This is a genomic window from Rhizobium sp. YTUHZ044 (assembly GCF_051123975.1).
Classification (GTDB): Bacteria; Pseudomonadota; Alphaproteobacteria; order Rhizobiales; family Rhizobiaceae; genus Rhizobium.
This window is the reverse complement of the sequence record NZ_CP101426.1, coordinates 771,293-795,957: the sequence shown is the minus strand read 5'-3', so window position 1 is coordinate 795,957 and position 24,665 is coordinate 771,293. Positions and strand designations below refer to the sequence as shown.

Sequence of the window (24,665 nt, the reverse complement as noted above, 5' to 3'; positions counted from 1 at the left end):
TCTACACGAGGAGCTTTGCGGTGGCTGACGTACGGGAATTAGAGCTACTCCTCGCGGACGGCAGGGCTGAGAACGCAGTCTTGCGGGAGAGCGAGGCTAAGTTTCGTGCCGTTTTTGAAACCATGATAGAAGCCTGCTGCATTTTCGAGATGATCTATGACGACCTTGGCAGGCCCGTAGACTGGAAGATTCTGGAAGCAAATGCTGCCTACGAAAAACAGAGCGGATTGAAGGATGTCGCAGGCAAGTTGGCCAGTGAGGTCATGCCTGGAACGGAGGCATATTGGATTGAGACATTTGGCCGGGTGGTTGAAACCGGAGAGGCCGAGCAGATTGAAAGGTGGCACCAACCCACCAGACGATGGATCCATAGTTCTACAGCACGCGTCGGCGGCTCTGGAAGCAGGCGCTTGGTCAGCGTTTTCTATGACATCACCGAACGCAAACGCGCCGAGATCGCCCTGCGCGAAAGCGGGGAGCGGCAGGCATTCCTGCTCGAACTCAGCGATACGCTTCGACCCCTGGCGGACCCGGCAGCGATCCGGCTCGCTGCCGCAACGGTCCTTGGTCGATATCTCGGCGCAAGCCGCGTCGCCTATGGAGAAGACACTGAGGATGGCGAGAGCTTCGTCGTGTCCCCGAACTACGTCGATGGCGCGCCCGACATGGCCGGGACGTTCCGCTACGCTGACTACGGGTCAGACATCCTGGCGGATCTGCGCGCCGGGCATAACCGCATCCAGCCCGACCTGGCTCAGGACGAAAGGTTGAGCGAAGCGGAGAGAGGAGCTTTCGCCGAGGCGGGCATCGGTGCGTCCCTTGATGTACCGTTGGTAAAGGCGGGAAGACTCGTCGCCTGGCTGGGGGTCAACTACGCCACGCCGCATGCGTTCACGCCGTACGAGATCCAATTGACTGAGGAAACAGCGGAGCGAACATGGGCGGCCGTCGAGCGCGCCCGCGCCGAAGCGGCGCTGCGCGAGAGCGAAGAGCGGTTTCAGCAGTTCGCCAACGCCTCCGCAGCAGCGCTGTGGATCCGAGACGCCGAGACGCTCGACATGGAATTCGTCAGCCCGGCCATCGCGACAATCTATGGCGCCGAACCCGACACTTTCATCGGCGACATCAGGCGGTGGGCCGCGATGATCGTACCTGAGGATCGGGCGACCGCCATGAACCACATCAATCAGGCGCGCCACGGCGAGCCAGCCGTCGATGAATTCCGCATCCGGCGGAACGATGGTTCATTCCGTTGGATCAGGGACACAGGCTTCCCGCTCTATGACGAGAAGCGCAACGTGGAGCGCGTTGGCGGCATCGCTGAGGACGTCACCGAGACGAAGATGGCCGTCCAGCACCAGGGCGTGCTGCTTGCCGAACTGCAGCATCGCGTCAGAAACATCATGGCGATGATTCGATCCACCGTGGTGCGGTCTGCCGACGGCGCTGTCGACGTCCAGGGCTACCAGACGTCGCTCGCTGGTCGGCTGTTGGCTTTGGCCCGGGTTCAGACATTGCTCACGTGTCAAGCCAATGCCGGCGGATCGCTGCGCGGTATCCTCGAGAGCGAAATCGGAGCGCAGGCGCATTCCGAAAACCAGTATGAACTGACCGGCCCCGATCTTATGCTCTCCCCCAAGGCCGTCGAAGTCTTGACCTTGGCGTTCCACGAACTTTCCACCAATGCTTTGAAATACGGCGCCTTGTCGGTCCATAGCGGCAAGGTATCGGTCACGTGGACACCCTTCGAGAAGCGGGAAAAGCCGTGGCTCGCCATCGACTGGGTGGAGGAAGGCGCGCCATCGCGGCCGCCACCGACCCGCCGCGGTTTCGGCTCCGAATTGATCGAGGCGAAAATACCCTACGAACTTCGTGGCACAGGCAAAATGTCGATTGAGCCAAGCGGTGCTCACTGCCACATTGAGTTTCCGCTCAGAGAAGCTGAAAGCATACTGGAGACTGACGCCCCGGCGCCAACGCGACTATACGGAGGAACTCTCGACATGACCGGAGCGCCGGACCTCACTGGAAAGACCGTTCTCGTGGTCGAGGACGACTATTACATCGCATCTGACACGGCGGCAGCATTGCGAGGAGCCGGTGCGGAGGTCTTTGGCCCGTGCCCGACCGAGGAGGACGCGCTGCGGTTTCTCGATGAAGAGACGCCAACTGCAGTTGTGCTCGACTTGAATCTTGGCGGAGGTGGCCCGCGGTTCGAGATCGCACATAAACTTCTTGAGCGCGGGACGCCATTCGTTTTCCTGACGGGGTACAATCCGGATGTGATCCCCGATGAACTGGCTGATGTCGCCAGGCTCCAAAAGCCGTTCACGCTGAGTGATGTCGTCGAGGCGGTCAGCAAACTGTAGGACGAAACCTGTGTCAGCACATGTCTCCTTTTGGCGCGCATTTCTGCCATCTCTGTAACTGCGGGATTAGTCTGCCACCGCTCCACACAAAGTGAGGAAGAACCCGGTTAACTCAACGGCATGATGAAGCGTTGCAGCGCAACCCGTGTTTCGCATTTGGTTTGGCTGATCTCGACCTGTCATGAAGAAGCGGTCGCTGAAATCGGCATGACTTTCTGAACTTCGCGTCTGCTCATGAACTGTCACCCTGCGGTTCACCTTGATCGCCTTAGATGCCGGCGTACCACTCGTACCCGCGGTCTTCCCAATAACCGCCCTTTCCGCCCCACAGACCGGCGAAGCTGTCGACCAGTTCGATGCGCATGATGTATTTTGCCTGTTTGTAACCGAGCTGCCGTTCGACCCTGAGGCGCAAGGGAGCGCCGTGGCCGACGCTGAGGTCCTGGCCGTTCATCTGGTAAGCGAGGATGGTTTGAGGATGAACCGCATCGATGAGATCGATGCTCTCGTAGTAGCGGCCACTCCCGTCGAGCGTCTTTTCGAGCTCGTCGGCACAATGTAGCACGACATAACGCGCCGTTGGCTTGAGCCCGGTCAGACGCAGCAGGCTGGCAAGCGGAACGCCCGTCCATTTGCCGATGGCGCTCCAGCCCTCCACACAGTCATGGCGGGTGATCTGCGTGCGGGCCGGAAGCGCCTTGAGATCGGCGAGCGAAAACTCTCCAGGCCGATCGACAAGACCGTCGATCTTCAACCGCCAGGCTGCAAATTTGCCGTCCGCCAGTTCAACGTATTCGTCGCTGTCGGGAGCACTCGTTCCATTCACCCGGAACGACGGGGAAATGTCCTTTTCATCAAACTCGCGCGCCAGGGCATCGCGCCGCTGAAGCAGTCTCTGCACCGTCATGGTAAGGTGCTCGGCTGAACGAAGGACGTTGGCGACGTCTGCGTTCTGCTCAAGCAGGTCACATCCTGAAAGGGTCAGCGCGCTGGCGCCAAGTGTGCCGCCAATCAGAAAGCGGCGTCGGGTGAGAAGCTTACTCATGACTTAGGGCCTTTTTCCTCGATCGCATAGCGTCCGGTGATCATCGAGCGGATGTTGTTCCAGGTCCCGGAAAGCACGACCATCGCCACATGGACGATAACGAAGATGACAAGTGCTGATGCTGTGATGAAGTGGATCGTGCGCGCGGACTGGCGCCCGCCGAAGATATCGACCAGAGCGGGAATTGCGGCGTCGATCCCGGGCGACATGGTCAGACCCGTGAGGACCATCAGCGGCAGCAGAATGACAATGACAGCTAGATAAGTGAGCTTTTGAAGCGCATTGTAATGTTTGGCCTCCTCCCCTTCGGGGAAGCGAAGACGGACATGGTCCAGAACCTCCCGGGCGAGATGGCGCGGCGAGAGTTGACGGGCCTTCGGCGCCAGGTCTCGCCTGAAATGTCCGTTCAGCAAGCTGAAGCTTAGGTAGAGAATACCGTTGATGACGAACAGCCAGGCAAAGAAGAAGTGCCAGCGACGTCCCGACGCGAGATCCTGGAAGGATGGGATTGTTGCCCAGGACGGGAAAGCTCGCGCGGTCGGCTCCCCATCAACATTGGAAACGCCGAGGACGCCGGTCGTGGGAATCTGTAGCCCCGCGACACGCACGAACCCGTTTGGCATGCCGCCTTCATCATTGGAGCCGATTGTCAGCACCGCGGGATCGCCGTTCGCGCCGTAATGACCCCAGTAGAGCTCGGGGTGGGCATTGAAGATCTGCAGTCCGCTCAAGAGAAGGAAGCTCAGGCAGAGAACGTTCAGCCAGTGCGTAAGCCGGGTCACAACGGAGTGGCGGCGGATGAAGATCGTCCGAGGATATTGAACATTGTCATTGGAGGCGTCTTCGCTCATCTCAGCGTCTTTCGTCTGTGACATCTCACGGCTGCAGATCAAGCAGCATCGATCTGTAGTCGCTGGCCGAAGCATTGGGGCGGCTGCTCCGGCCAGTGACGACGTGGCTTTACATGGGGGGAACCACGCCATTCTTGCCGACCACAACCTGATGTGCGATGGGGCCGGCTGCAGATTTCTCGGCGGTGATGAAGACCACGGCGCCGGGAACGAGATCATCCTTGGTTGCAGCAGCAATGGTCACGACAGGTGTCCCATCCGGAATGGCGATCTTCTTTTCCTTGCCGTGATAGGTGACAGTGACGGTCCGACCATCGACGCCTTTGACGGCATCGGCGACCGTCGCATTGGTCATGCTGCTGTCGGGCTTCAGATCCCAACCGTAGCTGCCTTCGCCAAGACCCTTCATCGCCGGTGGGAAGATCAGGACTTCGAGCGCGCCATCGCCACCGCTGGCCTTTGGCAAGGATGCGATGCCGACAAAATCACCCGGCTTGATGTCGGCGACTTTGGCATCTGCGACGCTTGCCACTTTCCAGTCGTCGGCCAGGGCGACATCGACGGTCTCGCCTTCGCGCGTTTTCACCTTGAGCGTGGATCCCGCATAGGTGACGATGCTGCCGCGGACATGGATCGGCGCGGCTTTCTGATCTTCGGCATAGACGGGTGCCGCAAGGGTTGTCACAGAAAAAATGCTGGTCAGCCCAAGGGCCAAGGCGGGGAACACGTTCTTCATTCGATTCTTCCTACTAGTTGGTAGTTCTGAGGGGCGCGATTTACCTGAGTAGCCTGGCCACGCAGGATTAGTGAGAAACGGTTGGGGTCATTCGGTCCAGCGCGGGCGTCAGTATTGTGCTGAATACCTCCGGCTTCCCGTAGGCTCTCGCAGAGAGCATTGCGCCGTATACCGTCGCCAGAAATGCTTCGGCTTCGACGTGAGGCTCACTGGTGAGGCCCAGGGAGCCTTCCCTGGCGCCACGCTCCATGACCGACGTCAGCCACGAGGAGATAAAGCGAAAGAATGCCGTAACCTCTGTTGCGACTTCCGGCGGAAGGGATGGCAGTTCACTGGCAAGCAGGGCGCACACACAATAAGGTCTGCTCGCATCCTCGATGCATTTCGCCCAGTGGTTCGCATAGATTTTAAGGATGTCCAATGCGTCTGGAACGTTCTGTTCAAGGTCCGCCACGCTCGCCTGGCCATCTTCCCGATAACGCTTGACCAGCTCACGCACCAGGTCGACCTTGCTGGGGAAGTGATGGTGGATGCTGGCCTTGCGGATGCCGACGACCTCCGAGATATCGGCGTAGCTGAAGCCATTGTAGCCGCCGCTCATGATGAGGTTTCGGGCGGTGGCCAGGATATCGTCGGAGGTGGTCGAAAGATTGCTCATGCGAACTGTCTACCTTCTAGTAGGCAGAACGTCAATGGAAAAAGTTCTACATTCTGCCGTCATCCGTCTGTCGAAACTGTGACGGCTTTCCACGCTTCGATCTCCTGCTGCAAACGATCGATCCGCGCTGTGACGTGGCGGAGGGCATCGCTGCCAAGGAGAAGTTGCGGTGGAGGATTGTCAGAACCGACGAGTCTCAGAACGGCAGCAGCCAGCTTTTGCGGATCACCGAGCTGCTTGCCGCTCACGGCCTGTCGGGCCTCGCGGATCGGATCAAACAGGCTGTCGTAATCTGCGATAGACCTCTTTGTGCGGATCATGGAACGCCCCGCCCAATCTGTCCGAAATGAGCCCGGGCAAAGGGTTGTCACATGAATGCCGAACGGCGCCATTTCCGAACGCATGACCTCGGAAATACCCTGAAGCGCGAACTTGCTGCCGCAATAGTAAGCGATGCCAGGCATGGTGATCATGCCGCCCATCGACGTGACGTTGACGATAAAGCCGCGGCGGCGCTCACGGAACCTCGGAAGAAAAGCCTTGGCCACCGCGACGGCGCCAAACACGTTCACGTCGAACTGGCGGCGCATCTCATCGATCGGCGATTCCTCGAGTACGCCCTCGTGCCCGTATCCTGCATTGTTGATCAGCACATCGACTGGGCCGTGTTCTTCCTCCGCTTGCTGAATCACGTCCGGGATGCGGTCGAAATTGGTGACGTCGCAAAGGACCGGGTGAAGTGCGGGGAGCGTGGTTGACAACACTTCACGCGAGGCCTCGGAGCGGACGGTCCCGATGACCGTGTGGCCGGCTTCGATGGCGGCAGTGGCGATGGCCAGCCCGATGCCCGAATTCGCTCCTGTAATGAAGAAGGTCTTGCCCGACATTTTCGAAACTCCTTGATCAATCGTGCACGTGCCAGATAATATCAAGGGACAGGTAGATCGATTGCGAACTCTCTGAGATTGTTGTCAAATCCTATGAATGGCACAAAACGGCATTCCACACATGAAGGACTCGTCGCACTGGCCGGACAACTTGCCCCGCGTATCGGGTACAATCAAACTGCGGTCAGTTCTGTCCGTATCCTGCGCACCGAGGCGGTGCTGAACGACATTCCAGTCCTCTACAAGCCTGGGGCCGTGTTCGTATTGCAGGGGAGCAAGCAGGGTATTCTCGAAGGGGAAGTCTACCTCTACGACGAGGACCATTATCTTGCCGTCTCGGTGCCGGTCCCATTCCGGATGACGTCCAAGGCCAGTCCACAGCGGCCACTGCTGGCGGTCTATCTGGAGTTCGATATGCAGTTGGCGGCTGAGATCGCCATGCAGGTCGAAAGACTTGCCGGTCCCGCAGACGCCAAGCCGAGAGGGCTCCTCTCGAGCAGAATGGATAGCGGTATCGAAGACGTCCTGCTGCGCTTGCTGACGGCTCTCGGCAGCCCGGTCGAGGTCGCCGTGCTTGGAGACTCCATCCTGCGTGAACTGCAGTACCGGATCATGGTCGGCCCCCAAGGCGGCGCGGTCATCGCGGCTCTACAGCGAAAAGGGACGTCCGGAAAACTGGTTGAGAGCGTGGCGTGGCTGCGGCAGAACTACGCCGGCGAAGTTGCCGTCGCGGATCTGGCCAGAGAGGTGGGCATGAGCGTTCCTTCCTACCACGTTCATTTCAAGAACCTGACAGGCTCAAGTCCGATGCAATACGTGAAGGCGATGCGCCTGCATGAGGCGAGACTTTTGATCGCCCGCCAGAGCGGGACGATCGCGGAGGTGGCAGCTTCAGTTGGCTATGTCAGCCCGGCGCATTTCAGTCGCGATTTCAAACGGCATTTCGGGCGTACCGCATCGGAAGAGGTGAAGTGGGTCCAGCAGCACCTTGGAGAACAGGTCTGACCATTGCCCGGGACTCTTTCGCAAGCCGGTCGAATAGTCAAAATGGGCGGCACGTCATTGCAAAGCAGCTCGAAGGGCGGCTTCGCAATGAACCAGGGTTGTATCGAAGACGCGGACGCCCACATTATCCTGGTTCAGCAGCATCCCTGCCTCCGTGCACCCAAGGATAAGACAGTCGCAGCCTCGATCGATCAGTCGCTGCGCAATCAGTTCATACGTCGAGCGACTTTCCTCGCGAACAACATCGCGGCACAGCTCGTCATAGATGATGCGATGGGTTTCCGCTCGATCGTCGGCCTCAGGAATTGTTGGCGACAGTCCTCGAGCGGTCAGGCGATCGGTATAGAAGTTCTGTTCCATCGTGAAGGCGGTCGCCATCAGCCCCGGCCTGCGAAAACCGCTGTCAAGGATAGCTGTCGCAGTTGCGTCCGCGATGTGTACGAACGGTATCGACACCCCGCCCAAGATCTTGTCCGCCACCTTGTGCATGGTATTCGTCGCCATGATGAGGAGGTCGGCACCTCCGCGCTCCAGAGCAATGGCTTTTTCATTCAGGATATTTGCCGCCCCATCCCAATCGGAGGATGCCTGTAACTTTTCGATCTTTTCGAAGTCAACAGATCGTATGAGAAGCTCCGGCGAATGCAGTCCGCCGAGCCTCTCACGCGTAAGCCTGCAAAGTTCACGATAATAAATCTGCGTCGAGGCCGCGGACATTCCGCCAAGTATGCCGATCGTCTTCATAGGCTTTTTCCATATTCACGTGTTTCGTCTGTTGCCGCCAAACCGGCGCTTGACCAGAAATCAGGCCCGCTCCTGCCGCCAAGCTCGGCACCAACACCATGTCGTCAGGAAGACCCAACGACAGAGGCCGCTATTTCCAAGGCGTGTATATTCCTTGATTGCCTCCCATTTTTGCAGCGCGAATGAATATGAATCATGGCGTGGTACCTCAAAGTTTCCGTTTCGCTTTGTAGAGAAATGATGGTCTGCCGGTGACCGACCGAGACTGTATGAATGGTCACGCCGTCAGCGGACGAGCCAATGATTAAACCCAGCAATATTCGTGTTCATCGCCGGACCGCTTTGTTCGATGAAAGGCCAGCGGAAAACCATCCGGCGACGAGAAGACAGATTGCTATCGCGATTGCTGCGACGCTGTACGCCCGGCCGATGGAATCGACGTCCGTTGCAGACCCCAAAATCGAGAAGAACAACCCGCCGACGACTGCCGCCGCGAATGCACCGCCAATCTGAAGCATCGAGTTGACGAGGCCGGAGGCCAATCCGGACTCTGTTCTGCCGACCCGTTGCACGACACTTTTCAAAAGGTTTGGAAGCGCGATCCCCTGCCCGATCCCGATGAGAAAGAGCGCAGGAAAGAGGAATTGCGCATGATCACCTGAGATCAGGGCCGCTGTTGCAAACAAGCCGCCAGCTTGCAGCCCCATGCCAACGGCAGCGGAATATCTTCCGAAGACGCTGAGGATGCGCTCGCTTGCGAAAGGGCCAAGGACAAAACCGACTGCCGCGGGAAGGATCGCCAGCCCGGCCTCGAAAGGTGTGCGACCAAGGCCGCTCTGCTCGTATACCGAGAATACCAGCCAGAATGCTGCGAGCGAATAGAAAAATAGGGCAGCTATCAGCCCGCGCTTCAATCCCGGAACTTCAAGCAGGCTCGGTGCAAGGATGGGATCTCCTCCCGCCGCCTCCAGGTTTCGCTCATGGCGCCAGAATAGCAGAAAAAGCAGCGGGGAAGCGGCAAGCATCAGAAGCAACCAGATCGGCCACCCCTGCTCCCGGCCCTCGATCAGCGGCGCGATCAGTGCAAAAAGCGCCAGCGCAATCAGCAATGCACCGCCCAGATCCAGTTTGCTTGGGTGCTCCGATCGGGTTTCGCGCAACATGATAGAGGCGGAGGGCGCGGCGATCGCGATCACCGGAAGGTTGATCAGAAAGATGGCCCTCCATCCAAGACCGAAGATATTCAGTGCAATCAGCGCTCCACCGAGAAACAGACCAGCCATCGATGCGACACCGAATGTCAGGGCGTAAAAGCTGAGCGCCTTTGATTTTTCGTGGTCTGGGAAAATTGCATTTATTGACGCCAGAGCCTGCGGTGCCATGATTGCCGCAGCAAAGCCTTGAAGGACCCGGCCGACGATCAGCACCGATGGAGACCAGGCAAATCCGCATAAGGCGGATGCGGCGGCAAACGCTACCATTCCAGAGAGAAAGACATTCCGGCGACCATAGAGATCTCCAAGCCTGCCACCGGTGATCAGCATGACCGCATAGGTGGTGGCGTAGCCTGAGATAATCAGCTGCATTGTCGATGCAGAAGCCCGGAAGTCGTCCCGGATCGAGGGCAGCGCCACGTTGACGATGAAGAAATCGAGTGGCGGCAAAAAAGCCCCGGCCAACAGGATGACCAGCGCGACCCATCTGCGCGGATCGAGCTTGTCTTCGGGGTTGCAGGAACGTTCCACATTTATCTCCTTGAAGTCCGTAAACGTCCGCCGAAAAGCGGTCGCAACGACAGTATTTAGGAACCATTCAGTTCCAAATTGAAGTCAGTCAAGCGCCTTTAAGGCAAAGTCGATCATGGCCCTCGTCTCCTCGCGATCCGCTCCTACCTTGCCCAGGACCCGCATGCCCTGAATCTGGCAGACGAGGAACCTCGCAAGTGTCCGCTCGTCCAACGCGGGATCAATTTCGCCTGCAGCTTGAGCCCTGATAATCGTGGCTGCATAAAGGTCCTGCAGTCGTCGAAACAGGCGGGAAATTCGAGCTGAAACTTCTTCATCTGCTGGAAGCATCTCGACAGCTGCCAAGACAACAAAACATCCGCGCAATCCCTCTTTGCCGGAAGAAAAGTGAACCTGCTGCGAAAATGCTGCGCGAATTGCGCCTTTTGGCGATGGGTTGGAATGCAGCGTTTCGCCCACCGTGCGAACGGCATCCTCGATATAGACGTCAAGAGCACTGAGATAGACGCCCCGCTTGTCTACAAAAGCTTTATAGAAACTGCCTCTGGACAGATCCATGCCTTCGAGCAGGTCGGGAAGAGACGCATCGTGATATCCACGTTCCCAGAATACGCCCATCGCCTTGCGAACTGCATCATCGAGTTCAAATTCGCGAGGGCGACCAACGGAGGGGGATGTCTGAGTGCGTTTGGCCATGCGGGCTATATGGAACCATTTGGTTCCGAATGCAAGGGATATTTTCGGAACTTCAGGGGGGGCACGGCTGGATGAAACTGGAAACAATGGTCTGAGCAGCCGAGGCCAGCGATCCTGAAGAAACAAGTCCCTGCTCCCCGGAAATCAATCAGTCGAGGCGACATCGATGCCGTCAGCAACGCCATCGAGCTGCCCTGGGAGCAACGGAAAGGCCGAGGGCCAGATCGACCGCCTCAAGCCCTTCAAGCGCGCAATGTATGGTCGGGCAGGTGCCGAGGGCCGAATGCTACCACCCTCCACACAAAGTGAGGAACAACCCGGTTAACGCAACGACATGAGCCCGTTCTGCGAACGAGCATGAAGTGGCGCCAAGGTTTCAGTGTGCGGCGCCTGGTTCCTCGTGTGCCCTCACGATGGCGTCCGCTTCCTTGCCGTATAGCTCCTCGAAGTGATCGAAGGTCTTGGAAAAGTAACCAATGCCCTGCGTCGCCGAGCGCAGCGCCCGGGCCAGATCGTCAAGTGCACTGCCCGGAACAAGCGCCCGGAAGATGTCCCATCCCTTGGCGGTTTCATCCCGGTCGAAGCCGAGAACCTGACCCTTGAGGGCGGAGACGATCTGGACGAGGCTGCCGGAATAGATCGACGGAATGTGAATTTCGCTGCGGAACACCGGTTGCATCAAAACCGCCGACCCTTCCGATAGCGCCTGTCGCACTCCCATTCTCGACGCAGTCCTGAAGGCGTGTTCCGAACTGTCGACGGCATGGTGCTGACCATCGAACAGCGTTACGCCGACATCGATGACCTGGAAGCCGAGCGGCCCTTTCTCCATCGCTTCGCGCGCGCCGGCTTCGACGGCAGGGATGTAGTTGCGCGGAACGACCCCACCCTTGACGGTTTCGCTGAAGGTGAAACCCCGGCCGCGCTCGTTGGGGCGGATGCTGAGCTTCACATCCGCGAATTGTCCGGCGCCGCCGGTCTGTTTGCGATGCCGGTAGTGAACCTCGGAGGGCTTCGCGATCGTCTCGCGGTAGATCGGACTGGGCGTTCGATCGGTTACCTCGATGTGGAAGACCTCGGACAGGGTTCGGCAGAGATCCCGCAGATGGACCGGGCCCTGGGCGCGGACGAGCTGGGCGCCCGTGCCTTCCTCCTGCAAAACGACAAGACCGCGATCCGTCTCGGAAAGTTTTGCCAGCGTTTCGGAGAGCTTGTTTTCATCGCGGTCGCTGCCCGGGACCAGGATCCTTTCAAGCATCGGCGTCGGTGGCTCGGTCCATTCGGGCGGGGCGATCGTCGCGTCTGATGTCAATAGCGACGGGACGGGCAAGTGGTCGGACTTGACCGTCGCGAAAACATCTCCCGGTGCAGGCGTGATCGCCGAACTGGACCGTCCGTTTGCAGGATCCTGCACGGCGCCGAGGCTGGAGCCGCCCAGTGATGCGCCTTGCCGCAGTCCCTCGCCAAACGCACGCACCAGCACCGTCTTGCCGATATTCTGACGATGATAGGCATGGAAGCTCACGGCGGTCAGCTTGTTTTCATCGACATTGACCGCACGCGCCAGGCGCTGTCTGAGAATCGTGACCGGCGGCGCCTCGTGGCGCAGCGCCTTCATCAGCCGCATCATGCCGTTGCCGTGGCTTGCGGCACCGATCAGGACCGGAATGATCCTGTTTTCGCTCAGAACCCGCGATGAAATGGCATAGAGGGCGTCGCTGGGCGGCTCGCGATCCTCGACCAGTTCCTCGAGAAGCCAGTCATCGAATTCGGACAGGTGTTCCAGCAGCTCGCTGCGCGCTTCGTGCTCGCGCTCGGCAGCGCTTTCGGGGATTGCGATCAGCGCCGAAGTCTGGCCCTCCCGATAGCGCCACGCCCGCTCCGAAATCAGATCGCAACTGCCTATGACCCTGTCTCCCTCGCGGATCGGGATCTGGCGAAGCAAAAGCGTGTGGTTGGCGTAGTCTTGGAGCGCGGCGATCACGTCCCTCAGCCGCCCTCTCGGTTCGTCCATCCGGTTGACGAAGAGGATGCACGGCGTCCCCGAGGCTTCGATAATCCGCAAATAGGGCGCGGCGAGCACAGCCTCCTCCGGTGCCGATGAAACGCACAGGATGCAGGCGTCGCTGGCAAGAAGCGCGTGCTGCACATGCGCCAAGGCTTCGTTCGGTCCTGGCGCATCAAGCGCGCACCACGCCTCGTTTCCAAAGGTGAATTCCGTGAGGTTCAGTCCATAAGGGGAGCTGGATTTTCTCGGCGTTCCCTCCAGCGAGCCGAGCTTTTCCACGACTGTCGATTTTCCCGTCTGCGAGGGTCCAAGCACGGTAAAGCAGCGCATCGGCATTCCTCCAACTGCCATAAACACAATTCTCAGCCGTCATAGGATGCCCTGAACCGCGGCAAGGCGCCAGAGGTGTTCAGTCTCACAACGCTTTGACCTATAGACGTAGGAGCTGTTCTCGAATTGTCAGCGACTACAAAACTCGGTCTTTGACAAACGGCATTCAAAGGCAACTGTATCGAAGCGACGACTGCTGTCAGCTTTGGTTTTGCTGTCAATAACCGCCCTGCGCCTCTGAGCTGGGTCATCTTACTGACTATGGAGCCAGGACATTGTTATCAATAAAGTCGACAAGGAACGACGGACCTCGCTAAGACGAGGCACTTCGAGAGGGTATCGCCGCCCCCTTGCTCCGCTACACGATCCATGCCTCTATTTAACCTTAGAGGGGTGAGCTTCAACGTCATGGCATCACGCACGAAGATAGCCGCTTCGCGGCAGCGCGGAACTGGGGTCGACCTCCATCCCCAGACAACGGAAGGCTTGAGGATGAGTGTTGCGCGCAAGAATTCAACTCGGGTTGGCCCCGGCTACCCACAGGTCGTTGTGCTCGTCGGCGCGACGGGCGATCTCTCAAGGCGCAAACTACTGACCGGGCTGTTCCACCTCACCAATGCGGGCTTCATCCCAGGATGTCGCATTATCGGCGTCTCGCTCGACGACATCGATGCCGATGCCTTCCGCACCATCGCCCGTGACTCACTGGACAAATTCCTGACTCGCAAGTTCTCGCCGTCCGAATGGGAAGCATTTGCCGCATCGCTCGACTATGTTCCGCTCGCTGCCGGCGCCAATGCTCTCAAGGAAGCGGTCGATAGAGCCGAGAAAGCACTGGGCGCCGAGACGCGGCGCGTGCATTATTTATCCGTGCCACCAAGCGCCGCCCTTCCGGCCGTGCAACTTCTCGCCCAGGCCGAGCTGACTGAACGCTCCCGTATCATCATGGAAAAGCCCTTCGGCACGGACCTTGCCAGTGCCGTTGAACTGAACAACAAGCTGCACGAGGTGTTCGACGAGAAGCAGATATTCCGCATTGACCATTTCCTCGGCAAGGAGCCGGCGCAAAACATCCTGGCCTTCCGATTTGCCAATGGCCTGTTCGAACCAATCTGGAACCGCAACTTCATCGACCATGTCCAGATCGACGTTCCGGAGACGCTCGGCCTTTCCACCCGCGCCGCCTTTTACGAGACCACCGGCGCCTATCGTGACATGGTGGTGACCCACCTCTTCCAAATCCTCGCCTTCATGGCGATGGAGCCGCCCACTGCCCTTGAGCCTGCGCCAATCTCGGAAGAGAAGAACAAGGTGTTCCGCTCCATGTTGCCGATTGAGCCGCGCGACGTGGTGCGCGGTCAATACGTCGGCTACCGTAAGGAGCCTGGCGTCGATCCCGAAAGCGACACGGACACCTTCATCGCCCTGAAATGCGCCATCGACAACTGGCGCTGGGCTGGCGTGCCCTTCTACCTGCGTACCGGCAAGCGCATGGCAGAGGGGCAGCGCATTATTTCGATCGCATTCCGCGAGCCCCCGAAATCGATGTTCCCTCCGGGCTCTGGCGTGGGGGCACAGGGCCCTGACCACCTTACCTTCGACCTTGCTGATGCCTCCAAGGTCTCGCTGTCCTTCTATGGCAAGCGCCCTGGACCGGGCTTCCGGCTCGACAAGCTCTCGCTGCAATTTGCCATGAGCGAAACCGGCCTGATTGGCGAAGTTCTGGAGGCCTATGAGCGTCTGATCCTCGACGCCATGCGCGGCGACCACACGCTGTTCACTACGGCCGAGGGTATTGAGCGGCTCTGGGAGGTTTCCCAATCTCTCCTCGATAACCCGCCGCCCGTACGCCTCTACGACCAGGGCGGCTGGGGGCCGAAGTCGATCCACCAACTCATTGCCCCGCACGCCTGGCGCCTTCCGTTCGAGCGCGCCTGGAGGGATGCGGCAAAGCGTGATTGAGGGTCAACCGTTGGATCGGTGCCGGCGACCAGAATGGCGCCGACCAATTGCCAAAGATCCCAATGCCAGATTGCGCGCAGGTGGCCGAAGCGGTTCAACCGCTCCAAACATTGCCGAGAGCTCGTCTGCGCCTGCAGCGCCGCGAAAGCTCGGAGGCTGGACTATTTTCGCTTTCGTTCCGGCGCCAGCACGAAATCGTGCTCGACCTGCCAGAATGATCCTGCGAAACCGAGCTCCTTTGCCCTTGTGGGATCGTCCATCAGCTTGAATTCGGCCAGCAAACTCTCCTTGACGCCGAAGACCGCATCGGAATGGATGTAGCGATCGTCGGGATCGAAAATATGGGTCGTCAGCGTCTCAAACCCGTCCGCCTTGATAATATAGTGCAGATGGGCAGGTCGGTAGGGGTGACGGCCGAGCGCACCGAGCAGTTGCCCAACGGGACCATCGTTTGGGATCGGATAGTATTTCGGCTTCACCGCGCGGAACCAATAGAGCCCGTCCTTGCCGGTGCGGAATACACCGCGCAAATTGAAATCGGGCTGGATTCCCTTCTGCTGGACGTCATAGAACCCTTCGTCGTTCGCCTGCCAGACGTCGAGCACCGCATTTTCGATCGGGCGGCCTTCAGTATCGAGGATTCGGCCGCTGATCACCATGTCCTCACCCTTCTGGTCGAGGCAGATATTGGCGCCCATCGGCAGTTCCGGCGCATCCGCGACATGGAAGGGGCCGAGAACCGTGCTTTCGGACGCGCCCGATGGTTTTCGGTTGTTGATTGCGTCGACCAACATCGATACGCCGAGCACGTCCGACAGCAGAATGAATTCCTGCCGCCAGTCGGTGCAGGTGTGACCGGTGCGGGTGAGAAAGAGGATCGCTTCCATCCATTCGTCCTGGGTCGGCTCCAGCTCTTTCACCGCCTCATGCAGCTTGCGGGTCACCACCTCCATCACCTGCTTCAGCCGCGCATCGCGTGCATTGGTGTTGCGGCCGGTGACGACCTCGACAGAGTTTTCCTCAGTGAAATAGCCTTTTTCTTCGATGCTCATCGTCGCCTCACCGATCCAGAATTGCTCTCAATACACGACGCAGCTCGTTTTCCGGATCGGCGACTGCGGCATGCGAACGCCAGCCGACATGATGGTCCGGACGCACGAGCAGAACGCCGGCATCGCGGATTTCGCGGGCGCGCGCCCAGTCTCCCGTCAGGTCCTGCCATTCCTGCCTCGGGCCGATCTTATGAGCCGTGATCGGCAGGCCGAACTCCTTCGACAAAGCCCTCGCCGCCGCAATCCAGCCGTCGCCACCGATACCGGTCAACAGGGTGAAGACGCCATGACCGGTGAGATCGAGGCTCGAAACTTTCCTGCCGCTGTCGTTGAACAGCCAGGCATGCGGCAGCCGCGCGCCCGGCCACGTCGTCGGTTGGAAATGCAGCTCGGCATCCTTCTCGTAGGCTGGCTCCGGCTGCCCGTCCTTGATGACGGCATTCGAAGCGTAGCGATGGTTCATCTCCACGCCATGCGCGTCGAACTCGTAGACCTTATAGGCGATCGCCTCGCGGATTGCCGTGCGCTGGCGTTCGGCATCGGCGGTATCATCGCAGCGCGCATCCATGTTCTGCTGCATTTTCACCGGATCGACGGAATCGAGCAGACCCAGCGACTTGAAGATCGGGCCGAATTCCTCGATCGACTTGTTGGCGCGGGTAACGATCTGCTTGGCGACTGGCGCACGTTCGGCCTGGTAGCTCTCGAGCAGGGCCATGCCCGCCTGACCCTTAAGGACCAATGCGAGCTTCCAGGCGAGGTTGAAGCCATCCTGGATCGAGGTGTTGGAGCCGAGGCCGTTCGAAGGCGGATGGCGATGGACGGCATCACCCATGCAGAACACCCGACCGTTCGACACGCTCGTCGCGTACATGTTGTTCACAGTCCAGGTCGAGACGGATTTGATCTTCGGCTTGAGATCGGCAACGCCGACCAGTTCGCGCACGACCTTGGTGGCGAAAGCATCGTCGACCTGAGGCGCGGGCTGATTGATGTCGTAGCCCCAGACGATCAGCCATTCGTTCCATGGCCGCACCATGCGCACAAGGCCCATGCCGATGCCGCCGACATCGGCGCCGGGCTGCAGCACCCAGTAAAGCACCGACGGGCGATGGGCGACATAGCGCGAGAGATCAGCCTCGAACAGAATGTTCATCGAGCCGGCAACACCCATCTTGCCTTCGAAGGTCAGATTGGCATGCTCCGCCACCTTGGAGTTGCCGCCATCGGCGCCGATCAGGAATTTCGAGCGGATAACCAGCTCCCTGCCGGTCAAGCGGTCGAGACAGGTGGTCGTGACCCCTTCGGCATCCTGAACATGGCTCACATACTCGGTCGACATGCGGGCCTGGGCGCCGCGCGAGCAGGCTGTCTTGAACAGCAGCGGCTCCATGTAAGTCTGCGGCAGGTCGTTCATGTGGGCGGGCGATGAAAGAAGGTGCTCGGCACGCGACAGCGGGTGGTTGCCCCAGCTCTGCATGCGGCCGATTTCCTCGCCGGCAACCGCCGTGCAGAAGACATTCTGCCCCATCAAATCCTGTTCGACCGCGAAGAGATAGGCCTCCTCCTCGACGTCGCGACCGAGATCGCGCAGAACCTCCATCGTCCGCTGGTTGGTGATGTGCGCGCGCGGCGTGCTTGCCAGCCAGCGATAACGGTTGATCACCATCGGCTCGAGGCCGTAGGTCGCAAGCAGCGCCGCGGTCGCCGAGCCGGCGGGTCCCGTACCGATGATCAGAACGTCGGTGGTGATGTCAGCCATTTGGCCCTCCTTTTTCATCATGTAGCGTTGATCCGCCTCTCAGCAGGCGACGGACCGGAAAGAGTTCCCAACCGGTACGGCTGGATATGACACCCCACAGACCGCGTGGGGCGCACAGCATCGTAACGATAGCAAGCGCCCCGAGCGCCAGGAGATACCAGGAGCCGTAGCTCGAAAAGGCATTCTGCAGCAGGAAGAAGACGAGCACGCCGACGAGCGGCCCTTCGATGGTGCCGATGCCGCCTATGACGACAATGAACACGACATAGGCGGTCCAGTCGGTGAGCGAGAAGGCGGCATCCGGCGATATGCGCGCCTTCTGCAGGTAGATGAGCGCACCGACCATGCCGGTCACGGAAGCGGTTGCCAGATAGACAAGGATCTTCAGCCGCCGCGCATCGACGCCGAGCGCACGGGCCGCTGTCTCATTGTCGCGCACGGCGGCAAGGCCAAGGCCCTGCTTGCTGCGCAGCAGTCGATAGATGAAGCCGATCGTCAGCGCGACGAGAGCCAGCGCCAGCCAATAGGTGAGCGCATCGGCCGCTGCCGCGGAGCGCATGCCGAACCAGTTCTGCAGCACCGAGATACCGAGCATATCCTTGGTGGCTTCGCGCGGCAGCGAAGTTCCCGTTCCGCCGCCGAGCATCTTCCACTGGGCGAATAGCAACCGCCCGACTTCGGCGACGACCCAGGTGCCGATCGCAAAATAGGGGCCGTAGAGCCGGAAGGAAAAGAATGCGGCCGGCGCTGCGATCAGCATTGCGAAGAGGCCGGCGAGCGGAATGGCAAGGATCGGATCGACACCGGCAAGAATGACGAAGCCGAACAGCGCATAGGCGCCGGAGCCGACAAAGAGCTGCTGCCCGACCGAGATCAGTCCGGCATAGCCGGCAAGCAGGTTCCAACTCTGCGCCAGCGCCAGCATCGTCAGGATGAAGAACAGATCCTGCACGACCCCGCGCGACACCATGAAGGGTGCAGCGGCGAGCGCGGCCGCCGCGACAAGCGAGAGGATGATGAAGATGCTCGAAAGCCGCGTCCGCGTTTCCACCCGCCAGCCCGGCGGTGCAGCAATTTCGGTCGGCATTGTTTCGAAACCCGGAGTCATGGCGCCCTCAATCCACGGCGCGGGGGAAAAGACCGCGCGGCCGGAAGACCAGCACGAGCAGGAAGGCGATATGCCCGGCAAGAATCTGCCATTCGGGATCGACCGCAGCGCCGACCGTCTGGGCAACTCCCAGGATGACGCCGCCTGCAAGCGTGCCCCAGAGCGAGCCGAGACCACCGATGATGACGGCTTCGAAGGCGTAGATCAGCCGCGCCGGCCCAGCCGTCGGATCGAAGTTCGCCCGCATACCGAGATAAAGGGCAGCAACCGTCACGATCATCATCGCAAGGCCGGTCGCGACAGCGAAGATCGTATTCGGCCGAATGCCCATCAGGCTCGCCGTCACCACATCGTCCGAGGTGGCCCGGAAGGCGCAGCCGAGCTCGGTGCGGTAGATGAGCTGGTTGAGACCGACGATGACGAGGACTGCCGAGGCAAAGGTGATGAGCGGCATCAGGCCGGCGCCGACACCCCCGAATTGCAGTGAAGCCGTTTCGAGGGCGCCCGCGGAGATCCGCCGGCTATCGGCCGTGAAGCTCTCCAACAGACCGTTCTGAATGACGATCGACAGGCCGAAGGTGACGAGCAACGGTGGCAGGATGTCGTTGCCAAGGGTTCGGTTCAGCAGGTGATATTGCAACAGCCAACCGACGGCGAACATCAAGGGGGCGGCGATCAGCGCAGCCAGGAAGGGATTGAGCCCCAACAAAGAGACAAGTACCAGGATCAGGAAAGCCGCCAGGACGATGAGATCGCCATGGGCGAGATTGACCAGGCGCATGATGCCGAAGACGAGGCTGAGACCTGCCGCGAACAGCGCATAGAGCCCCCCGAGCAGAACACCTTGCAGAAGCGTATCAAGCCAGTTCATGGGTGTCCGTTCCAAAATAGGCCGCATGGATATCGGCGCGATCGAGTTCTGCGGGGCGGCCTGTCAGGGTGATGCGGCCCTCCATCATGCAGTAGATGCGATCGGCCACCTTCAGCGCCTGGGCGATATCCTGCTCGACGATGACGGTGGCCGCACCCGCAGCGCGGATATGGGAAAAGGCGGCATAAATGTCCTTGATGACCACGGGGGCGAGGCCGAGGCTCAGCTCGTCGCACAGAAGAACCTCCGGATTGGACATCAGCGCCCGGCCGATGGCGACCATCTGCTGTTGCCCGCCCGAGAGCGCCGTCGCCGGATTGCGGCGTCTCTCCTTCAGGACGGGAAATAGCGAATAGATGCTGTCGAGCGCCCAGGGTCCGGCGACGCGGCGGCCATAGCGGCCGATCTTCAGATTTTCCTCCACCGTCAGCGACGGGAACAGCTTCCGCCCCTCCGGCACGAGCGCGATGCCGCGCCGCACGACATCGGATGCAAGCATTGCCCCGATCGGCTCGCCATGGTGCAGGACCATATCGGGCTTGTTGGCGATGACACCGGCGATCGAGCGCATCAATGTCGATTTCCCCGCACCATTGGCGCCGATAATGGCGATGGTCTCGCCGGCCTCGAGCCTGAGATCAACGCCGAGCACGGCCTGAAAATCGCCGTAGGAGGCCGTGAGGCCGCGAGTTTCGATGAGGCTCATCGTCAGACCTCCATCCCGAGATAGATTTCGCGCACCTCGCTCGACGCCATGATCGCGTCAGACTTGCCGATGCCGATCACCCGGCCGAAATTGAGCACGAGGATGCGCTCGGCCACAGCTGTAAGAGCGTGCAGCACATGCTCGATCCAGATGATTGCGATGCCGCGCTGGTGAACCCGCTTGATCGTCGCGACGAGCTGGCGGCATTCGCCTTCCGTCAGTCCGCCGGCGATCTCGTCGAGAAGCAACAGCTTCGGCTGGGTGGCGAGCGCACGCGCCAATTCCAGCCGCTTGCGTTCCAGCAGGGTCAACGATCCGGCAGGCACATTGGCTTTGGCGATCAAGCCGGTCTCGACAAGGATGTCCGCGCACGAAGCCGAGACGTCGCTTTCCCTCGCCTTGGCACCGAAAGCACCGGCAACCAGCAGGTTTTCATAGGCCGTCAGACGCGCGAAAGGCTGCGGGATCTGGAAGGTGCGGCCCATGCCGGCAAGGCAACGTTGCATCGGCGGCACATGGGTGACATCGCGGCCGTCGAACCGGATCGATCCTCCGGCAACGGAGAGATTGCCGTTGATAAGGTTGAACAGCGTCGATTTACCGGCGCCGTTCGGCCCGATGACTCCGAGCGCCTCGCCAGGCTCGACAGAGAAGCCGATATCCTCGGCGACGACGAGCGCGCCGAACGCCTTCGAGACTCCCTTCAATTCCAGTAGGGGCATTGTCGTTCTCCGTTGGAGGCCGCCCGACCGAGTGCCGGGCAACCCTGCTTTCACGCAAGGGCTTCGAGCTTGCCGCCAAGCGGTACGTTCGGCGCCAGGCCGTTTTCGACGACGACGAGATCATAGCCGCCGCCGGATTTCAGCCGCCATTGGCCGCCGACCAGCGGCGTCTTGGCGACATTCTTTTGCGCGAACGGCGGCAGCTTCTCATTGCCCCAGGCAACCGGCCCGACGAGCGTGTCGAGCTTGGTTTCGCCGATCGCCTTGGCGACGGCATCGGCATCGCCCGCATCCTCGGTCCGCGTCATGACATCGACGGCGAGCTCGAACAGTGCATGGGCAAAGCCGATCGGCTGGGTCCATGGGCGTCCGGTTGTCTTGGTGAAGGCAGCCGCCACGGCGGCAGCGGTCTCGCCCGTCAGCGACGATTTGAACGGATGCGTCGGGGTCCACCAAACCTCGGTCGAGAGATTGTGCCCGGCATTTCCCAACGCTTCGACGGTCTGCGGGAAGAGAAGCGCCTTGCCGATCGAGGCGACCTTCGGCTTCAGGCCTTGCTGCTTGGCCTGGTTCCAGAAAGTGGTGAGGTCGGGGGGGATCATCACCCCGGTCAGGATATCGGTGCCTGCCTGCTTGAAGGCATTGATCTGCGCCGAGAAATCATCCGTCAGATTCTGGTAGCGGCCGGTATCCGTCAGCCCGTAGCCGAGCTTTTCCAGGACCGGCGGGAAGCCGACGACCTTGTCGCCCCAGGCATTGCCGTCACCATCATTCGGGAACAGGCCACCGACCTTTTTATTCGTCTCGATTTGGCTCCACATGCCGGTAAAGACGGCGATGATATCCTCAAGGCCCCAGAAGAAATGATAGGCGTAATTGAAGGGCTTCCAGGAGGCCGGATCGCCGGGATTGCCCTGCTGGCCGATGAACCAAGGCTGCCACGGCGCGACCGTGGAAATGCAGGGCATCTCCTCGCCCTCGCAGGTCGTGGAAACCGGATTGGTCGTCTCCGGTGTCGAGGATACGAGCATCAGGTTGATCTGGCTGTCGACGATCAGCTCCTTAGCGACTTCGGCGGCGCGGTTCGGGTTCGACTGGCTGTCCTTGACCACGACCTCGTAGTTCAGGCCCTTTGCCTTCGTTGTCGCCAGGAAGGCATCGATGACGAACTTGTCGGCTTCGCCGAAAGCGGCGAGCGGCCCCGTCTGCGGGCTGACATAGCCGAGCTTGATTGCCGCATTCTTGGCAATCGCCGGCATGGGCAGGCCCGAGGTTGCAATCAATGCGCCGCCGGCCGCCGTCGTCTTCAGAAAATCGCGTCTTGTGAACATGTTTCCTCCTCCCATTGTCTCTCCTCCCAAAGAGTGCGCCCGCAGGCGCCTGTGTCTCATTCCATAGGCCGTCGGCCCTCCCAAGCGTCCTGCAGAAGCTGGCGGATCGCACTCCGTTCGATCGGCCGCGGATTCCAGTAGGGATTCTCGACAGCGATCGCAGCCGCGCGATCGAGATCGATTTCTGTCAGCCCGAATTCCTTGAGCGATAGGGGCGATCCGATCGCCCTGGCGAAATCCCAGAGCCCGCCACCGATGGCGCCGCCGAAAATCTCGGCCGCTCCTGCCAGCTCCGATGCCGCGGCTGCGGCATTGAAAGCGGCCGTATGCGGCAGCATCACCGCATGGGTTTCGGCATGCGGCGTATCGAAGGAACCGCCGAGCGTGTGACAAATCTTGTGATGCAACGCCATGCCGACCGTGCCGAGCACCGAGCCGCAGAGCCAGGCGCCGTAAAGGGCATCGCTGCGCGCCTCAGCGTTCTTCGGATCGTTGACGATAACCGGCAGGCTTCGGGCAAAGGCGCGCAGGCCTTCCAGCGCCATCAGGCTCGAAATCGGATTGCGGTCTTGCGCGTAAAGCCCTTCGACGGCATGGGCCATGGCGTTCAGCCCACTCGTCACGCTCATGGCGACCGGCAGGCCGAGCGTCAGCGCGGGATCGTAAATCACGATCTCCGGCAATATCCTGGCATCGCGCACCGTCGTCTTGCGGCCGCCTTCGGTCTGCCCGAGGATCGGCGTCACCTCCGACCCGGCATAGGTCGTGGGAATGACGATCTGGAGAAGATCGGTGCGATAGGCAATCGCCTTGCCGAGCCCCGTTGTCGATCCGCCGCCGAGGCAGACGACGCAGTCCGCCGCGGTTTCCTCGACCACCCGCATCGCCGCCTCCGTCACCTCGACGGGCGTGTGCATGGTCGCGCCTGAGAAGACGCCGCAGGCAAGCGGCTCGATCTCTTCGGCCAGCGCCTGTGCATCAGCCTTCTGCTGCGGCGTCGAGAGGATCAGGGCCCGCTTGCAGCCGGCTTTGGCGACCCATTGCGCGACCCGGTTGCGGCTGCCGGCACCGAAGACGATTTGGGCGGGACTGCCCGCATAGGAAAAATCCTGGGTCATGCCGCCCTCCCCGGCTTTGCTCGCACCATCACGAAGGTGAGGCTCAACGCCTTGGCGCGCTGTCCATCGATCTCGGACGGCTCGAAGCAGGCAATGAGCTCGGGCCGCACGCCGAAGAGGGCGTCTTCGCCAAGGTGTGGATCGCTCGCATCGTAAATCTGGGTGGTGATCGTCTCGAAGCCCTTGGCACGAACGACGAAATGCAGGTTCGCCGGGCGGCGCAGCGGATAGCCCGCCTCGGCGAGCAGCCGCCCGACCGGGCCATCGTCCGGCACGCCATAACCCGACGGCATGACGGAGCGGTAATGGAACCGTCCGTTGATATCGGTATGGAAGAGGCCGCGCAGATTATGTTCCGGCTGCAAATCCGGCTGCTGGTTCTCGTAAAAGCCCTCGGCATTCGCCTGCCAGGTTACGACCTCGGCGCCTGCGATCGGCAGGCCATCGAGATCCTGCACCCGCACGGACACCGCCAGCGGCTCGCCGATCCCGTCGAGCGAGATCGAAGAACCCGATACCCTTTCTGGGGCATCATTGCGGAAAAACGGTCCGCGAATGGTATTCGGCGTCGCCGCTTTCGGCCGCCGCGAATTGATTTCCTCGACCAGGGCCGACGCGCCGATGAGATCCGACAGAAGCACCCATTCCTGTCGCCGCTCGTCCGAGGCATGGCCGACATCGGTCAGGAAGGCAACGACCTTGCGCCACTCGTCCTGGGTCGGGCGAAACTGCTTGATGAGATCATGAACATGGATGACGGCGGCAGCGATCAGCCGTGACAGATTGCCGTCACTGCCAGCGGAGAAGCGTTCCGAGAAAACCTCCGCCGACGTCGCCTCGCTGAATGTGAGCGCCTTTGCCCGCTCCGCCATGCTCATCCTCCACGATCTCACGTGTACCCGAGGTTGATACTAACAGCCGGAATTGCATGGATTGATGATTTTGTTGCAAAACAATAT

The 24,665-nt window shown here is 60.4% G+C and carries 21 protein-coding genes; 3 read left to right on the top strand and 18 right to left on the bottom strand.

The genetic code is table 11. From position 1 onward, the window contains the following. The first annotated feature begins 20 nt into the window (after positions 1-20). The gene (locus NL154_RS03775) at positions 21-2,369 is read left to right on the top strand and encodes a PAS domain S-box protein (protein ID WP_434733601.1); all 2,349 of its coding nucleotides are present in this window, start codon (positions 21-23) and stop codon (positions 2,367-2,369) included. Positions 2,370-2,637: 268 nt separating this feature from the next. Here NL154_RS03775 and NL154_RS03770 read toward each other — a convergent pair whose 3' ends face one another. From NL154_RS03770 to NL154_RS03750, 5 genes are all read right to left on the bottom strand, one after another. After that, positions 2,638-3,414 (bottom strand): molybdopterin-binding protein, encoded by a 777-nt coding sequence (locus NL154_RS03770; protein ID WP_434733600.1) that lies wholly within the window; start codon positions 3,412-3,414, stop codon positions 2,638-2,640. Beyond that, positions 3,411-4,265 carry a cytochrome b/b6 domain-containing protein gene (locus NL154_RS03765; protein ID WP_210628781.1) on the bottom strand — a complete coding sequence of 285 codons (855 nt, stop codon included), beginning with the start codon at positions 4,263-4,265 and terminating at the stop codon, positions 3,411-3,413. Before NL154_RS03765 ends, NL154_RS03770 begins: the two co-directional genes overlap by 4 nt. A 109-nt stretch (positions 4,266-4,374) precedes the next feature. Next, the gene (locus tag NL154_RS03760) at positions 4,375-5,001 is read right to left on the bottom strand and encodes a hypothetical protein (protein ID WP_221146785.1); all 627 of its coding nucleotides are present in this window, start codon (positions 4,999-5,001) and stop codon (positions 4,375-4,377) included. A gap of 67 nt (positions 5,002-5,068) precedes the next feature. Continuing rightward, complete coding sequence (locus NL154_RS03755; protein WP_221158131.1) at positions 5,069-5,659, bottom strand: TetR/AcrR family transcriptional regulator; 591 nt, start codon at positions 5,657-5,659, stop codon at positions 5,069-5,071. Between the two features lie 59 nt (positions 5,660-5,718). Then, the gene (locus NL154_RS03750) at positions 5,719-6,546 is read right to left on the bottom strand and encodes an oxidoreductase (protein WP_221158132.1); all 828 of its coding nucleotides are present in this window, start codon (positions 6,544-6,546) and stop codon (positions 5,719-5,721) included. A gap of 78 nt (positions 6,547-6,624) precedes the next feature. Between NL154_RS03750 and NL154_RS03745 the strand changes: the two genes are divergently transcribed. Next, entirely contained in the window at positions 6,625-7,551 is a 927-nt protein-coding gene (locus NL154_RS03745; protein ID WP_434733599.1) for an AraC family transcriptional regulator N-terminal domain-containing protein, read from the top strand. 54 nt (positions 7,552-7,605) lie between these two features. Here the strand turns inward: NL154_RS03745 and NL154_RS03740 are convergent, their stop codons facing one another. From NL154_RS03740 to NL154_RS03725, 4 genes are all read right to left on the bottom strand, one after another. Further along, the gene (locus NL154_RS03740) at positions 7,606-8,295 is read right to left on the bottom strand and encodes an aspartate/glutamate racemase family protein (RefSeq protein WP_434733598.1); all 690 of its coding nucleotides are present in this window, start codon (positions 8,293-8,295) and stop codon (positions 7,606-7,608) included. A 326-nt stretch (positions 8,296-8,621) separates the two neighbouring features. Continuing rightward, on the bottom strand, positions 8,622-10,040 hold the full coding sequence (locus NL154_RS03735) for an MFS transporter (RefSeq protein ID WP_221158134.1): 1,419 nt from the start codon (positions 10,038-10,040) through the stop codon (positions 8,622-8,624). An 84-nt stretch (positions 10,041-10,124) separates the two neighbouring features. Further along, the gene (locus NL154_RS03730) at positions 10,125-10,862 is read right to left on the bottom strand and encodes a TetR/AcrR family transcriptional regulator (protein ID WP_434733597.1); all 738 of its coding nucleotides are present in this window, start codon (positions 10,860-10,862) and stop codon (positions 10,125-10,127) included. A gap of 250 nt (positions 10,863-11,112) precedes the next feature. After that, a complete protein-coding gene (locus NL154_RS03725; RefSeq protein WP_434733596.1) occupies positions 11,113-13,074 on the bottom strand; it encodes an elongation factor G in 1,962 nt (653 codons plus the stop codon). 492 nt (positions 13,075-13,566) lie between these two features. On the opposite strand from NL154_RS03725, the gene zwf reads away from it, so the two are divergent. Beyond that, positions 13,567-15,036 (top strand): glucose-6-phosphate dehydrogenase, encoded by a 1,470-nt coding sequence (gene zwf / locus NL154_RS03720; protein ID WP_434733595.1) that lies wholly within the window; start codon positions 13,567-13,569, stop codon positions 15,034-15,036. 161 nt (positions 15,037-15,197) lie between these two features. On the opposite strand, the gene NL154_RS03715 is transcribed toward zwf, so the two are convergent. From NL154_RS03715 to NL154_RS03675, 9 genes are read right to left on the bottom strand one after another with little or no spacing between them, the layout of a single operon-like run. Beyond that, positions 15,198-16,088, bottom strand: a complete 891-nt coding sequence (locus NL154_RS03715) for an intradiol ring-cleavage dioxygenase (RefSeq protein ID WP_221155395.1) — start codon at positions 16,086-16,088, stop codon at positions 15,198-15,200. A gap of 7 nt (positions 16,089-16,095) precedes the next feature. Next, positions 16,096-17,850, bottom strand: a complete 1,755-nt coding sequence (locus NL154_RS03710) for an FAD-dependent oxidoreductase (RefSeq protein ID WP_221146778.1) — start codon at positions 17,848-17,850, stop codon at positions 16,096-16,098. Then, the gene (locus NL154_RS03705; protein WP_434733594.1) at positions 17,843-18,958 is read right to left on the bottom strand and encodes a branched-chain amino acid ABC transporter permease; all 1,116 of its coding nucleotides are present in this window, start codon (positions 18,956-18,958) and stop codon (positions 17,843-17,845) included. Before NL154_RS03705 ends, NL154_RS03710 begins: the two co-directional genes overlap by 8 nt. 7 nt (positions 18,959-18,965) lie before the next feature. Continuing rightward, a complete protein-coding gene (locus tag NL154_RS03700; RefSeq protein WP_210628793.1) occupies positions 18,966-19,829 on the bottom strand; it encodes a branched-chain amino acid ABC transporter permease in 864 nt (287 codons plus the stop codon). Continuing rightward, positions 19,816-20,535 carry an ABC transporter ATP-binding protein gene (locus tag NL154_RS03695; RefSeq protein WP_210628794.1) on the bottom strand — a complete coding sequence of 240 codons (720 nt, stop codon included), beginning with the start codon at positions 20,533-20,535 and terminating at the stop codon, positions 19,816-19,818. Before NL154_RS03695 ends, NL154_RS03700 begins: the two co-directional genes overlap by 14 nt. Before the next feature lie 2 nt (positions 20,536-20,537). Further along, entirely contained in the window at positions 20,538-21,257 is a 720-nt protein-coding gene (locus NL154_RS03690; RefSeq protein ID WP_210628795.1) for an ABC transporter ATP-binding protein, read from the bottom strand. Positions 21,258-21,307: 50 nt separating this feature from the next. Then, positions 21,308-22,588 carry an ABC transporter substrate-binding protein gene (locus NL154_RS03685; RefSeq protein ID WP_434733593.1) on the bottom strand — a complete coding sequence of 427 codons (1,281 nt, stop codon included), beginning with the start codon at positions 22,586-22,588 and terminating at the stop codon, positions 21,308-21,310. Positions 22,589-22,644: 56 nt separating this feature from the next. Beyond that, positions 22,645-23,706: a maleylacetate reductase gene (locus NL154_RS03680; protein ID WP_221146777.1), complete on the bottom strand. Its 1,062-nt coding sequence runs from the start codon at positions 23,704-23,706 to the stop codon at positions 22,645-22,647. Then, on the bottom strand, positions 23,703-24,578 hold the full coding sequence (locus tag NL154_RS03675) for a dioxygenase (protein ID WP_221146776.1): 876 nt from the start codon (positions 24,576-24,578) through the stop codon (positions 23,703-23,705). The genes NL154_RS03680 and NL154_RS03675 overlap by 4 nt, the downstream gene beginning before the upstream one ends. Positions 24,579-24,665 lie beyond the last annotated feature (87 nt).

Coding starts and splice junctions, on each gene's coding strand:
- NL154_RS03700 (WP_210628793.1), bottom strand. CDS start 19,829: ATGAACTGGCTTGATACGCTTCTGCAAGGTGTTCTGCTCGGGGGGCTC.
- NL154_RS03690 (WP_210628795.1), bottom strand. CDS start 21,257: ATGCCCCTACTGGAATTGAAGGGAGTCTCGAAGGCGTTCGGCGCGCTC.
- NL154_RS03750 (WP_221158132.1), bottom strand. CDS start 6,546: ATGTCGGGCAAGACCTTCTTCATTACAGGAGCGAATTCGGGCATCGGG.
- NL154_RS03760 (WP_221146785.1), bottom strand. CDS start 5,001: ATGAAGAACGTGTTCCCCGCCTTGGCCCTTGGGCTGACCAGCATTTTT.
- NL154_RS03740 (WP_434733598.1), bottom strand. CDS start 8,295: ATGAAGACGATCGGCATACTTGGCGGAATGTCCGCGGCCTCGACGCAG.
- NL154_RS03680 (WP_221146777.1), bottom strand. CDS start 23,706: ATGACCCAGGATTTTTCCTATGCGGGCAGTCCCGCCCAAATCGTCTTC.
- NL154_RS03770 (WP_434733600.1), bottom strand. CDS start 3,414: ATGAGTAAGCTTCTCACCCGACGCCGCTTTCTGATTGGCGGCACACTT.
- zwf (WP_434733595.1), top strand. CDS start 13,567: ATGAGTGTTGCGCGCAAGAATTCAACTCGGGTTGGCCCCGGCTACCCA.
- NL154_RS03755 (WP_221158131.1), bottom strand. CDS start 5,659: ATGAGCAATCTTTCGACCACCTCCGACGATATCCTGGCCACCGCCCGA.
- NL154_RS03715 (WP_221155395.1), bottom strand. CDS start 16,088: ATGAGCATCGAAGAAAAAGGCTATTTCACTGAGGAAAACTCTGTCGAG.
- NL154_RS03705 (WP_434733594.1), bottom strand. CDS start 18,958: ATGACTCCGGGTTTCGAAACAATGCCGACCGAAATTGCTGCACCGCCG.
- NL154_RS03695 (WP_210628794.1), bottom strand. CDS start 20,535: ATGAGCCTCATCGAAACTCGCGGCCTCACGGCCTCCTACGGCGATTTT.
- NL154_RS03765 (WP_210628781.1), bottom strand. CDS start 4,265: ATGAGCGAAGACGCCTCCAATGACAATGTTCAATATCCTCGGACGATC.
- NL154_RS03710 (WP_221146778.1), bottom strand. CDS start 17,850: ATGGCTGACATCACCACCGACGTTCTGATCATCGGTACGGGACCCGCC.
- NL154_RS03675 (WP_221146776.1), bottom strand. CDS start 24,578: ATGGCGGAGCGGGCAAAGGCGCTCACATTCAGCGAGGCGACGTCGGCG.
- NL154_RS03725 (WP_434733596.1), bottom strand. CDS start 13,074: ATGCGCTGCTTTACCGTGCTTGGACCCTCGCAGACGGGAAAATCGACA.
- NL154_RS03685 (WP_434733593.1), bottom strand. CDS start 22,588: ATGTTCACAAGACGCGATTTTCTGAAGACGACGGCGGCCGGCGGCGCA.